The organism is Eggerthella sp. BIOML-A4, from assembly GCF_009875575.1.
GTDB classification, from domain to species: domain Bacteria; phylum Actinomycetota; class Coriobacteriia; order Coriobacteriales; family Eggerthellaceae; genus Eggerthella; species Eggerthella lenta.
On record NZ_WWRX01000001.1, the window covers coordinates 61,496 to 73,239 of the forward strand.

Genomic DNA, 11,744 nt, shown 5'->3' on the forward strand with positions numbered 1-11,744 from the left:
ATCGATGCAGAAAGGGATGAGATATGGAGGGGGAATGCGCGATGACGAATGAGAATCAGCAGGGAACCAAGACAACGCGCCGCAATTTCTTGAAGGGGGCAGGTCTGGCTTTGGCCGGGGCTACCGCTTTCGGTCTTGCGGGGTGCGCCAGCGGGGAAGCCGATTCGGCTTCTTCCAATGAGAAATGGGACGGAGAGTACGACGTCATAGTGGCGGGTGCCGGCATTGCGGGGCTTACTGCTGCGATAACGGTGGCGGACGAGGGTGACGGGGCTTCCTGTCTTGTCGTGGAAAAGGACTCGCTTCCGAACGGGAACAGCCCGTTCTGCGCGGGTTGGCAGCTGTATTTCGACGAAACCGACGGCCCGATGAACTACTTGGGACACCTTATAGGGGAAAGCACTCCGGAAGCAACCATCAGGGCGTTCGTGGAAGAATCGAAGGAAAACCTGAACTGGATTTTGGGTTTGGGGGCTAAGGAAGAGTGGCTGAACATCTACGAACCCGACCCATCGGGGGAGGAGACGAACGAATACGCCGAGTACCCCGACGACAACACGGTGGGCTTCCTTCTCTTCAAAACGGAGGGCGATCAGCCCCATCATATCCATGAGTTCTTGTTTTCCGAAATGAAGAAGCGCAACGACACGATAGAGTACAAGGCTTCCACGCCTTTGGAGTCGCTTGTTCGCGATGCCTCAACGGGCGAAGTGACGGGCGTTGTGGCGGGCGGCAAATCGTACCGTGCGAAGCGAGGCGTCATCATGTGCACGGGGGGCTTCGAAAGCGACCCGGATATGCTTCGCGACTATACGGGCGTCAAAGGCTATCCGTATGCAGGCAAGGCGAACACTGGCGACGGGCATCGTATCTGCATGAAAGCGGGTGCCGACTTCTGGCATATGCACGGAGGCGCCCAATACTGGCTCTCTTTGCGCAACATAGAGAACACCCGGTTCGTTTCGACGTTGTACTCGTTTACGGTGAAGCAGCACGGCATCACCGTCGGCGTGAACGGACGAAGGTTCTACCAGGACTTCGACGCATGCAGCAATTTCAAAAAATATGCGCTGCCCGATACCGACATAACTCGCAACGTCGGCTACCGACACGGCATCACGCAGTTCGGTGGAGATATGGCGCACCTTCCCTTGCCGGAAAAGGGTTGGTTCGTATTCGATCAGGCGGGTCTTGACGCGGGTGCGTGTCCGGAAGAGACTTCGACCGATCCCGTCGGTGACGGATGGGCGGTTTCAGCGGACACTCTCGAGGAGCTTGCCAAGGTTATCGAAGTTCCCGAAGACGAGCTGCTGAAAACGGTCAAGCAATGGAACGAGTTTGTGGACAAGGGAGAGGATCTCGCTTTCTACCGTCCTTCTGACACGCTCACCGGTTTGAACCAGCCTCCTTACTACGCGATGCTTTGCGTCCCTGCACTGCTCAATACCGATGGCGGTCCGGTTCGCAACGAAAAGGGCGAGATTCTCGACCCGTTCGGGCAGGCTATTCCGGGATTGTATTCTGCCGGTGAGTTCGGCTCGATTTGGGGCCATCTGTACCAAGGAGGTGGAAACGTGGGGGAGTGCGGTGCGTTCGGGAGGATATCGGCTAGAAGCGCACTCGCTCGTTCGTAGCGATAGGCGTTTCCGGAGTCGATTGCTTTCGGGTTGTTCGCTAAGATGATCCGATGGCCGCACGCATGTCTTTCAAGCGACCCGTCCAAGGAGGAGTCTCGTGCGCTTTAGCGATTTTGCATCGCGAAGCGCGAGAGGCTCCTCCTGCGTTCGCGCATATTTGGGATATACTGGAATGCGCTGGTGGGAAACGGAGGGTAGGCGACATGCGGGCATGAAACGAGTGAAGAGCGAGCGGATGGGCGTGTACGCGCTGTTCGCCATCGTCGTGCTGGCGTCGGCGTCGGGGAACCTCTCGCAGACTGCGGTCAACGCCATGCTGGGCGACATCATGCTGCAGTTCGGCCTGACGGTGGACTTGGGACAATGGCTGACTACCAGCTACATGCTGGTGCTGGGCATCACCGTTCCGGTGGCCACGTTCCTCTCGCGACGCTTCTCGGTGCGCCAGCACGTGTTCATCGCGCTTGCGTTCTTCCTGGTGGGGGCGCTGGCCGACCTGTTCGCTCCCAACTTCGGCGTGCTGCTGGCGGGCCGCGTGTTCCAGGCTATCTCCACGGGCATGCTCATGCCCCTCATGCAGACCATCGCCATGACGCGCTTCCCGCGCGGTCGTCAGGCCACGGCCATGGGCGTGGCAGGCATCGCGATGGGCTTCGCGCCGAACATCGGTCCCACCATCGGCGGGGCGATGAGCTTCTCGCTGGGATGGCGCAGCTTCTTCGTGCTGCTCGTGGTCATCATGTTGGCGCTTGCCGCTGCGGCGGCCGTCGCCATCAAACCCTCGGCGGCTCCCGACAAGAGCGCGCGCCTCGACGTGGTGTCGCTCGCGCAGTCGACGCTCGGGTTCGGCGGGCTGCTGCTGGCGTTCTCGAACGCGAGCAGCTTCTCGTTCGAAAGCCCGTTCATCTGGGCTCCGCTTGTGCTGGGCGCGCTGTTCCTCGTGCTGTTCGTGCGGCGGCAGAAGCGGGTGGACGACCCGCTGATCAGCATGGATATCTTCTCATCGCGCCAGTATCGCGCGGGCTTCATTGCGCAGAACCTGCTGAACGCCTCCTTCATGGGCGTGACGCTGATCGTGCCGCTGTACGTGGAAGGGCTGTGCGGCGGAACCGCGCTCGAAGCCGGGGTTGTGCTGCTGCCCGGCACCGTGGCCGCGCTCGTGCTGAACCCGCTGGCGGGCGTGCTCACCGACAAAGTGGGGGTGCGTCCCGTCGCGCTCGTGTCGGGCGCGTTTCTGGCGACCGGCGCGGTGCTCATGTCGTTTCTCGATGCGGACACGCCGTTGTATGTGACCACGTTGTGCCAGGCCGTGCGTGCGGTGGGCGTGTCGGGGCTGGTGGGGCCGCTCACGTCGTGGAGCCTCGCGCAGCTGCCGCGGCCTATCGTGGCCGACGGCTCGTCGTTCTGCATCTCGGCCCGCCAAGCGTGCGCGTCGCTGGGCACGTCGGTCATGGTGTTCCTCATCGCGGTGGCAGGCGCGTCTGCGGCGGGGCTCGCGAACCCCGCGCTGGCCTACCAGCTGGCCTTCGGCTTCTCCGCCGTCATGGCCGTGGCCACCCTGGGCTTCATCGTGGCGAAGGTACGCTAGCTGCGAAACATGCGCGATCGCAGCGAGCGGAGCCGTGCGCGGCCCATCATCGCCCGAAAAACACGTCTCAGGTGCGAAAACCGTGTTTTACGGGCGATGATGCGTTGTCTCGCTTTGCATAAGGCTGGGGAAGGTGAGCGTCTTTCGCCATGTCGTTCGCGCGCCGCGTCCGTCACGAATCGGCGCGGAACGCGCTCCTTCAGATCGCAAGCGCGACTTCGCGCCATAGGAGCGATCAGTACGCCAGCGGGGTGTCCTCGAGGCCGTATTGGGCGAGGCGCTGGGCATCGAAGATGCGGATGCGCGTGCGCGTGCGCTCGATGACGCCCTCGTTCTCCAGCGCCGCCACGATCTTCGTGCAGGTGGTAATGTGGATGGACAGCAGCTCGGACAGCTGTTGCAGCGTCAGCTTGCACTCGATGTCGTACACGCCGTGCTCGTCGCATTCCTGCGTGGCGCACAGCTTCTGCAGCCACATGATCATGCGCTTCGTCGACGATTGGTGGCCCGTGTTGCTGATGCGGTGTCCCATCTGCGCGAACGACATGTGTCACACGTTGATGAACTCGTAGAACAGCTCGGGGTCGTCCTGGCTCAGCTCGTAGAGCTGGCGCTGCGTGAACGCGAACAGCACGGTGTTCTGCGCGGCGATGAAGCGCGCTTTGTAGCGGCCGATGGACGCGTAGTCGTTGTACTCGGCGGAGAAGGCGTTGCCCGCGTTGCGCCAGTACAGCGGCGCCACCTCGCCCGATTCCTGCTCGAACGTGGCCACGATCTGGCCTTCGTCGATGTAGTAATAGTACAAGTCGTCGATGGTCTTGGCGCTCGTGCGGATGTACTCGCCCTTGAAGAGCTTTTTCTTCTTCCCCTGCGAAATGTAGTCGGCGATCTTCAGCCGGCGGAACGGCTGGTTCGGTATCAGGATGGATCGATACTCTTGCTCGGTTGCCATGGTTCCCTCTCCCTGCGGCTCGGCCAGCCGCGCTGCATGGTGAATCCCCAGGACAATACTATCACTTGTGGGGGTTTGCCGCCAACGCCGAAGAGCGTGTGTCGTGTGTCAAAGGGACGGGCGATTTGACACACATGCCGCTCGTCACCGACAAGGTTGAGGTGTGTCAAGTCGCCCGTCCCTTTGACGTGCTTAAACCTGGCGTACGCCAGAAACCGATGATGCCGCTGCCAGCCGCGCGGGAGGGCGAAATACGGAAATCGGTTGTTGCGGGCGCTTCTGGAAGAGGCCCTCGGTCCCGCGTAGAGTTCGCACCAGGAGATGTGCGAGCCGAAACGGCCGCGCCAGGGAGAAAGGACGAGGGGATGACAAGGTACGGAATGGCCATCGACCTGCGCCGATGCGCAGGATGCGGCGCATGCGTGGTGGCGTGCCAGATGCAGAACAACCAGCGGCCGGGGGTGTCGTGGAACAACCTGGACGTGTACGAATGGGGCACGCAGGCAGGGGAGAGCGGTCGGGCGTACGTGCCGAACGCGTGCGTGCAGTGCGAGAAGCCCGCGTGTGTGGACGCCTGCCCCACGGGAGCCAGCGTGCGGCGCGACGACGGCATCACCGTCATCGACTACGAGAAGTGCATCGCGTGCGGGCTGTGCCTGGCGGCGTGCCCGTACGGCGCGCGCAAGCTCAACCGCACGAGCGAGAACATGTTCGGCGCCGACGTGCCCGCGCCCTACGAGTCCTACGGCGTGCAGCGCGAGCTGGTGGCCGAGAAGTGCATCTTCTGCGAGGCCCGGCTGGCCGAGGGCAAGCAGCCGGCATGCGTGGTGAACTGCCCGGGCCGCGCGCGCTACTTCGGCGACCTGGACGACCCGGAGAGCCCGGTGTCGAAGTTCATCGCCGGCGACGAGGCGGTGCTGCGCGTGGACGAGACTTCGTTCTACTACCGCCCGGTCGATGGCATGCCGCTTGACGTGCTGCCGTCCAACGCGCTGGCCTCGTCGAAGAAGGGAAGGTAGGGGGATACTATGAGCGAGTATATCAATGTTTCGCGCCGCACGTTCCTCAAGGGGACGGCGGCCGTTGCGGGTGCCGCGCTGGCCGGTGGGGCGTACGAGATCGTGCATCCCGAAGGGGCCGTTGCGGAAGAGGCGCCCATCGAGGTGAAGAACACCTATTGCGACATGTGCAACCACGTGCCGAAGTGCGGCATCGCCGCGTCGGTGAAGGACGGCAAGGTGGTGCGCGTGGAGGCGCGCGACAAGTACCCGGCCGACCCCATTTGCGCGAAGGGCATTTCCAGCTTGCAGGAGTTGTACGATCCGCATCGCATCACGTATCCCATGGTGCGCACGAACCCGAAGGGCACGGGTGCGCCCGAATGGGAGCCCATCTCCTGGGACGACGCGTACGCGCGCATCGCCAGCGAGCTCAACCGCATCAAAGAAGAGAGCGGTCCCGAAGCGGTGCTGTTCTACTGCGGCGACCCGAAGGAGCCGCGCGGCGCTATGCAGCGCCTGGCCACGCTGTTCGGCTCGCCCACGTACGGCACAGAAAGCTCCACCTGCGCGGCGGCCACGTGGATCTGCTCGCAGCTGGTGACCGGCCAGCTGACCATGGGTTCCGATCCTACCGATGCCACGGCCAGCTGCCTGGTGTGGTCGCTCAACCCGGCATGGTCGCAGCCCTACCGTTTCGGCGACATGATGAAGCAGAAGGAGCGCGGCTGCAAGTTCGTCGTCGTCGACCCGCGCATCACGCCCACGGTGACCGGCTTGGCCGACGTGCATCTGCAGCTGCGCCCCGGCACCGACGGCGCGCTTGCGCTCGGGTTCATCCACGTCATGCTGCGCGACGGTCTGTACGACAAGGACTTCGTGGAGAAGTGGACGCACGGCTTCGACGAGCTGTCCGGTTACGTGCAGGAGTTCACGCCCGAGCGCGTGGAGGAGATCACCTGGGTTCCCGCTGCGAAGCTCGAGGAGGCCGTGCGCATCATCTGCGAGAACGCGCCCGCGACGCTGGTGTCCAGCTCGGCCGGCGCGTGCCACGCCACCAACGTGGGCAACTTCCAGCGCGCGGTGTACTCGATCATCGCGCTGACGGGCGATTTGGACGTGGCGGGCGGCCTGGCCATGGGGCCGGGGCTGCCGTTCGATTACTCGGCGTCCACTGCGGCGTTTCGACTCGAGGACATGTACGCCGAGAAGGGCCTGCAGGATATCCGCTACGACAAGGATGACTTCCCGGTGTGGGCGCACTATTTCAAGATGATCCAGACCGCGCACCTGCCCGAGCTGGTGGCCGACGGCAAGATCCGCGCCGGCGTGCTGCTGGGCGTGAACTCCATGATGTGGCCGCAGACGCCTGAGTACCAGAGGGCCATTAAGGACATGGAGTTCACCGTGGCCATCGACTACTATATGCGTCCTTGGACGCACGACCTGGTGGACATGCTGCTGCCGGCCGCCATGTGCTACGAGCGCATGGCCCCGCCAGCCATCTTCGGCCGCAAGATCTTCCATCGCGACCCGGTGGTGAAGCCGATGGGCCAGTGCCGCGAGGATTGGCAGATCATCCTGGAGATCGGCTGCGCGCTGGGCTTCGAGGAGGAGTGCTACGGCGGCAGCGTGGAGGCGGCGCTCGACGATATGTACCGGGGTGCGGGCATCGACATCTCGCTGGAGCTGCTGCGGGAGCATCCCGAGGGTTACGAGGTGCCGGGCGGCTCGAAGGACGAGAAGAAGTACGAGACCGGCGGCCTGCGCAAGGACGGCCAGCCCGGCTTCAACACGCCGACGGGCAAGATCGAGCTGGTGAGCGAGATTCTGAAGCAGTACGGCTTCGAGGGGCTGCCGGTGTACGAGGAGCCGGTGCATAGCCCGGTGAGCACGCCCGACGAGGCGAAGGACTACTCGCTGGTGCTGAACAGCGGCTCGCGCGTGCCGTACTACACCCACTCGAAGCTGCGCGATCTGCCGTGGCTCAACCAGTTCATGCCCGACCCGGTGGTGCGCCTGCACCCCGACGACGCCGAGGCGCGCGGCATCACGGACGGCGCGCAGGTGCGCGTGTTCAACCAGTTCGGTGAAGTGACGATGAAAGCCGAGATCACGAACCTCGTGCTGCCCGGTGTCGTGGACGTCTTCCACGGTTGGCACCAGGCCGATATCAACTTGCTGACCACGCGCGACTTCGACCCCATCACCGGATTCCCTCCCTTCCGATCCGGCTTGTGCGAGGTCGAGCGTACGGGCAAGGGCAAGATCACCGTATAGCGCGGCGATCTTGAGGAGGGGCGTTCCGTTTCGGGGCGTCCCTCCTACGCCGCGTGCCGCCTGCAACGACGGCGGGGTGTTTCATGTGAAGCGTACTCGGATGGCAGGGGTCCTTCTGCCAGCCTCCCGCTCGTGCAGCTCGAGTAGAAAAATCGAGCTTCTCTGCAACTTTTTCGACTTCGTGGCAGGTTGAGGAAGCCGCCGAAAGCGCCGACCAGGGGTTTTCCAAGAGCTTCTCGATTGGTTGCAGTCGATCGATCATCCGGAAGATCGTTTTCGACCCTGAAGCCTGCCACGAAGTCGAAAAAGTTGCAGAGGGGTCCTTGAAATCGGTTCGAGCCTCGCGACGCGAAATGATGCGAGGCTGTGCTTGCGCAGATGAATGGGTGCGTACTGCGCCGACGCCCTTTGCGTCCGCGGATCCCGCGCAGGCGCAGGGGAGGAGGGCGCCGGCCGTAGCGTTCGAAGAGCAAAGCGCGAGCTCGACCCCGCCCTCACTTCTTCTTGGTGCGCGGCGACCGCACCAAGTGCGGCGGGATGTTTCACGTGAAACATCCGTTCTTGTTATCCCGTTCGATGCTGAGCAAGGGGGTTTGGGTTCCGGTTCGCTTTCTTGGGGTGACGGGTTGGCGGGCGCGCTCGTCGACGCATCGGCCTCGGCGCTGTCCGCCCTCTACCTGTGCGCGGCGCTGCCCGCCGTCAGCGCCGTCGTCTGCCCGGTGATCAAGCGGTAGGCGCGTATGCTAGCTTGCCGTGCGGGCGAGGTCGGCTTTCGTCATGTCGTCGGGCAGGCCCGCCTGCGGCATAGCGAGGGTGCCGGCTTTCTCGCGGCGGTGCATATCCCACAGCATGAGGGCCGCGACCACGATGAACGCGCTGCCGCCGACGATGCCCACGGGCATGGGTCCCACGAAGGGGTTGCCGCCCGTGAGCGAGAACATGATACCCGCGCTGACGAACGCGTTGATCGCACCGTGGCCGACAGCCGCCGCCAAGCAGCTGCCCGTGCGCACAGTGACGTAGGTGAGGAAGATTCCAAGCGCCGTGCAGAACACGCACATGGCAGCGATGCCGGCGAATGGCCAGCCGGGATACCCCACGCCGTAGTTGTGCCCGATGATGGTGAGCGGCGCGTGCCACAAACCCCAGATCACGCCCGTGACCAGCAGCGTCGGCACGATGCGCAGGCGCGCAGCCGTCTTCGGCACCAGGTAGCCGCGCCAGCCCCACTCCTCGCCGAACGTCGTGAAGATGTTGAGCGCGGGGCCCAGGAACACGGCGAAAGGCAGCTGGGCCAGCAGCATGGCGCGCACTTGGTCGGCGGAGACGTCGCCCGCGCCCGCCGCCGCTGCGGCCTGCTGTTGCGTGGCGACGATGGTCGACATGCTGGGGTCGAAATCCTGCGGGAACGCCAGAAAGTACACCGCCGCGCCGATGGCGGCCAGCAGGGCGGGACCGAACCAGGCGACGACGAACCACGGCAGGGATTTCTTGAACCCGCGCGGCTTGATGAGGCTGTTCTTGAATCCCTCGCGCGTGACGAGGCGCGTGATGAGCACGCCCAGGGCGGGGAAGAACATGGCGGCGCCGGTGGCGAACTGCGCGGCGACCGGAGGAACGCCCACGAGCGCTCCCGACGATATCGGATACACCACCCCGAACTCGTACGCCCAGGTCAATATGAACGTGATCGCCAAGAAAATAGAAATCCGCTTCATGCTAGCGCCCCTTGTCTCTCCTGAATCCGATCCCCAGCACGGCTCTTGCATCTTTGTTCCATCTGTTATAGCATAAATATAACAAACAACCGCGGGAAGGTCAACAACCGCGAACGGATCGCGGATAGGGAAGGAAACGCGCATGACGGCAGAACAGAAGAAGGCCGCTCCGGTGCTTTCGGTCAACCATGTGGTGAAGGCGTTCGGCGCGAAACGGGCGGTGGACGATGTGACGCTCGACGTCATGCCGGGCGACATTTTCGGATTCGTCGGCCACAACGGCGCCGGCAAAACCACGCTCATCCGCGCTATCGTGGGCGTGACGGGCTTCGACGAGGGCGACATCCGCATCGCAGGTCAGTCGGTGAAAACCGACGCGCTGGCCTGCAAGCGCATGACCGCCTACGTGCCCGACAACCCCGACATCTACGAGTTCCTCACGGGCATTCAGTATCTCAACTACCTTTCGGACATCTTCGAGGTGCCCGCCGACGTGCGTGAACGCCGCATCCGGGCGTACGCGGACCGGCTGAGCCTCACCTCGGCGCTGGGCGACCTCATCTCCTTGTACTCGCACGGCATGCGCCAGAAGCTGGTGCTCATCGGCGCGCTCGTGCACCAACCGACACTGCTGGTGCTGGACGAGCCGTTCGTCGGTCTCGACCCCGAGGCGTCCTTCCACGTGAAGGAGATGCTGCGCGAGCTGGCCGATGGCGGCTCGGCCGTGTTCTTCTCCAGCCACGTGCTGGAAGTGGTGGAGAAGCTGTGCAACAAGGTGGCCATCATCAAGCAGGGCACGCTGCGCGCATGCGGCCCGACGGCCGACGTGGTGGGCGACGAGAGCCTGGAGGACGTGTTCCTCGACATGATCGACCGGAACGCGTAGGGGGTTTGCCATGAAACCGTTCATTCTGCTGCTGAAGATACAGCTGCTAGGGCTGTTCGGCATCAACAAGACGCTGCACGCCGACCCCGCGAAGGCGAAGCGCACGCTGGCGCTTGCGGCGCTGGTCGTGGCGGCCGTGGTGCTGTTCGCTTCGGCGTACTCGGCGGGCGTGGCGCAGGGGCTCGTCCAAATCGGCTTGGCCGAAGCCGTTCCCCTGGTCGCGGTGCTGGTGGGCGCGATCGCCGGCGCGGTTGCGGCGTTCCTCAAAACGAACGGCGTGCTGTTCGGCTTCAAGGACTACGACCTGGTGATGTCGCTTCCCGTGCCCACGTCGTCGGTGGTGTTGTCGCGTATCGCATCGCTGTACGCCATGAGCCTGCTGTTCGGCGTGCTGGTGATGGTGCCGGCTTTCGCCGTGTACGCGTCGGCTGCCGGGGTGTCGGCGGTCGGGGTCGCGTGCATGGCGCTGTCCATCGTGCTGGCGCCGCTTCTGCCCCTGGCCGCGGCCGTCGTGCTGGCGGTGCTGATCGCTGCGGTGTCCTCGCGCTTCAAGCACGCGAACGTCGCGGTCATCGTGCTGACGCTGGCCGCCACGCTGGCGGCGGTGTTCGGCTCGTTCGCGCTGTCCGGCCAATCCGACGACCTGGCGGCGTTGAGTGCGCTCGGCGCCCAGCTGACGGGGCAGCTCGCGGCCATCTTCCCGCCGGCCGCATGGGCGACTGCAGGCATCGTGCAGGGCGACCTCGTGCAGTTCGCCGCCTTCGCTGCGGTCAACATCGCGGCTGCGGCGGCAGTGTTTGCGCTGGTCGCGCGCCTATTCGTGCCGGTGAACTCGCTGCTCATGTCGTCCAGGCCGCGCGGGACGTTCTCGTTCGACGGCGATAAGGGCGCGGGTGCGAAGTCGTCCACGCCCTTCCGCGCGCTCATGGTGAAGGAGCTGCGGCTTTTGGCCGCCACGCCCATCTACTTCATGAACGCGTGCATAGGCTACGTGCTGGTGCTGGTTGCAGCCGTCGCGGTGGCGGTGGGCTCTGCCACGGGGATGCTGTCGCTCGATTTGCTGCCGCCCGCGTACGCGCCGTTCGTCGGCGCGCTGCTTCCGTGGGCGCTCGCGTTCTTCTGCGCTATCTCGTCCACGACGGCCGCGTCGGTTTCGCTCGAGGGCTCGGCGCGTTGGCTCATGCTGACGGCTCCCGTGTCGCCGGCGACGGTGCTGGGAGCGAAGGTGGCCGTCAACTTGGCCATCGCCGTGCAGTGCCTCGCGGTGTCGGCCGTGCTCATGGCGGTGTCGCTGCCGCTGGACGCCCTGTCTGTCGCAGCGCTGTTCGCGGTGCCGCTTGCGGCCAGCATGCTGGCGGCATGTCTGGGACTGGCGCTTGACGCGCGCAGCCCGAAGTACGACTGGACCAGCGTGTACGAGCCGGTGAAGCGCGGCGTTCCGGTGTTCGCCGTGATCATGATCGGCATGGTGTTCTGCGTCCTCGGCATGGGCGTCACGACGTTGCTAGGCGTGGGCGCGTCGCTCGTGCTGGCGCTTCTGGCGGCCGCGGTCTCCGTCGCGGCGTACCGCGGCGCGGTGAAGCGGGGGCTGAGGGCGTAGTCGCTCAAGGCGGCGCGGAGGACGAATGTGCGAGACGATAATCGCCTGCGCGATCGCCGCCTCTCGGTTGCGCGCGCTACAATAC

10 protein-coding genes are annotated in these 11,744 nt (G+C 64.4%); 7 read left to right on the forward strand and 3 right to left on the reverse strand.

Annotated elements, in window-relative coordinates; genetic code table 11:
• The first annotated feature begins 41 nt into the window (after positions 1 to 41).
• Positions 42 to 1,634 carry an FAD-dependent oxidoreductase gene (locus GT613_RS00310; RefSeq protein WP_015761391.1) on the forward strand — a complete coding sequence of 531 codons (1,593 nt, stop codon included), beginning with the start codon at positions 42 to 44 and terminating at the stop codon, positions 1,632 to 1,634.
• A 214-nt stretch (positions 1,635 to 1,848) separates the two neighbouring features.
• On the forward strand, positions 1,849 to 3,225 hold the full coding sequence (locus GT613_RS00315; protein ID WP_009306870.1) for a DHA2 family efflux MFS transporter permease subunit: 1,377 nt from the start codon (positions 1,849 to 1,851) through the stop codon (positions 3,223 to 3,225).
• A 235-nt stretch (positions 3,226 to 3,460) separates the two neighbouring features.
• Here GT613_RS00315 and GT613_RS15370 read toward each other — a convergent pair whose 3' ends face one another.
• Both GT613_RS15370 and GT613_RS15375 read right to left on the reverse strand, forming a co-directional pair.
• On the reverse strand, positions 3,461 to 3,772 hold the full coding sequence (locus GT613_RS15370) for a helix-turn-helix domain-containing protein (protein WP_240129820.1): 312 nt from the start codon (positions 3,770 to 3,772) through the stop codon (positions 3,461 to 3,463).
• 3 nt (positions 3,773 to 3,775) lie between these two features.
• Positions 3,776 to 4,177: a hypothetical protein gene (locus GT613_RS15375; protein ID WP_240129821.1), complete on the reverse strand. Its 402-nt coding sequence runs from the start codon at positions 4,175 to 4,177 to the stop codon at positions 3,776 to 3,778.
• Positions 4,178 to 4,542: 365 nt separating this feature from the next.
• Here GT613_RS15375 and GT613_RS00325 point away from each other — a divergent pair, with 365 nt between their 5' ends.
• The 3 genes from GT613_RS00325 (at position 4,543) to GT613_RS00335 (ending at position 8,189) form a co-directional block, all read left to right on the forward strand.
• Positions 4,543 to 5,196 (forward strand): 4Fe-4S dicluster domain-containing protein, encoded by a 654-nt coding sequence (locus GT613_RS00325; protein WP_015761389.1) that lies wholly within the window; start codon positions 4,543 to 4,545, stop codon positions 5,194 to 5,196.
• A 9-nt stretch (positions 5,197 to 5,205) separates the two neighbouring features.
• Positions 5,206 to 7,455 carry a molybdopterin-dependent oxidoreductase gene (locus GT613_RS00330; RefSeq protein WP_009306867.1) on the forward strand — a complete coding sequence of 750 codons (2,250 nt, stop codon included), beginning with the start codon at positions 5,206 to 5,208 and terminating at the stop codon, positions 7,453 to 7,455.
• A 593-nt stretch (positions 7,456 to 8,048) separates the two neighbouring features.
• The gene (locus GT613_RS00335; RefSeq protein ID WP_226844200.1) at positions 8,049 to 8,189 is read left to right on the forward strand and encodes a hypothetical protein; all 141 of its coding nucleotides are present in this window, start codon (positions 8,049 to 8,051) and stop codon (positions 8,187 to 8,189) included.
• A gap of 9 nt (positions 8,190 to 8,198) precedes the next feature.
• On the opposite strand, the gene GT613_RS00340 is transcribed toward GT613_RS00335, so the two are convergent.
• A complete protein-coding gene (locus tag GT613_RS00340; RefSeq protein WP_009609327.1) occupies positions 8,199 to 9,173 on the reverse strand; it encodes a CPBP family intramembrane glutamic endopeptidase in 975 nt (324 codons plus the stop codon).
• 142 nt (positions 9,174 to 9,315) lie between these two features.
• On the opposite strand from GT613_RS00340, the gene GT613_RS00345 reads away from it, so the two are divergent.
• Entirely contained in the window at positions 9,316 to 10,059 is a 744-nt protein-coding gene (locus GT613_RS00345; protein WP_161171094.1) for an ABC transporter ATP-binding protein, read from the forward strand.
• A 10-nt stretch (positions 10,060 to 10,069) separates the two neighbouring features.
• Positions 10,070 to 11,659: a hypothetical protein gene (locus GT613_RS00350; protein ID WP_009609400.1), complete on the forward strand. Its 1,590-nt coding sequence runs from the start codon at positions 10,070 to 10,072 to the stop codon at positions 11,657 to 11,659.
• Positions 11,660 to 11,744 lie beyond the last annotated feature (85 nt).

Excerpts from the sequence above, each read along its gene's own strand:
- GT613_RS00310 (WP_015761391.1), top strand. The coding sequence starts at position 42 with ATGACGAATGAGAATCAGCAGGGAACCAAGACAACGCGCCGCAATTTC.
- GT613_RS00315 (WP_009306870.1), top strand. The coding sequence starts at position 1,849 with ATGAAACGAGTGAAGAGCGAGCGGATGGGCGTGTACGCGCTGTTCGCC.
- GT613_RS15370 (WP_240129820.1), bottom strand. The coding sequence starts at position 3,772 with ATGTCGTTCGCGCAGATGGGACACCGCATCAGCAACACGGGCCACCAA.
- GT613_RS15375 (WP_240129821.1), bottom strand. The coding sequence starts at position 4,177 with ATGGCAACCGAGCAAGAGTATCGATCCATCCTGATACCGAACCAGCCG.
- GT613_RS00325 (WP_015761389.1), top strand. The coding sequence starts at position 4,543 with ATGACAAGGTACGGAATGGCCATCGACCTGCGCCGATGCGCAGGATGC.
- GT613_RS00330 (WP_009306867.1), top strand. The coding sequence starts at position 5,206 with ATGAGCGAGTATATCAATGTTTCGCGCCGCACGTTCCTCAAGGGGACG.
- GT613_RS00340 (WP_009609327.1), bottom strand. The coding sequence starts at position 9,173 with ATGAAGCGGATTTCTATTTTCTTGGCGATCACGTTCATATTGACCTGG.
- GT613_RS00345 (WP_161171094.1), top strand. The coding sequence starts at position 9,316 with ATGACGGCAGAACAGAAGAAGGCCGCTCCGGTGCTTTCGGTCAACCAT.
- GT613_RS00350 (WP_009609400.1), top strand. The coding sequence starts at position 10,070 with ATGAAACCGTTCATTCTGCTGCTGAAGATACAGCTGCTAGGGCTGTTC.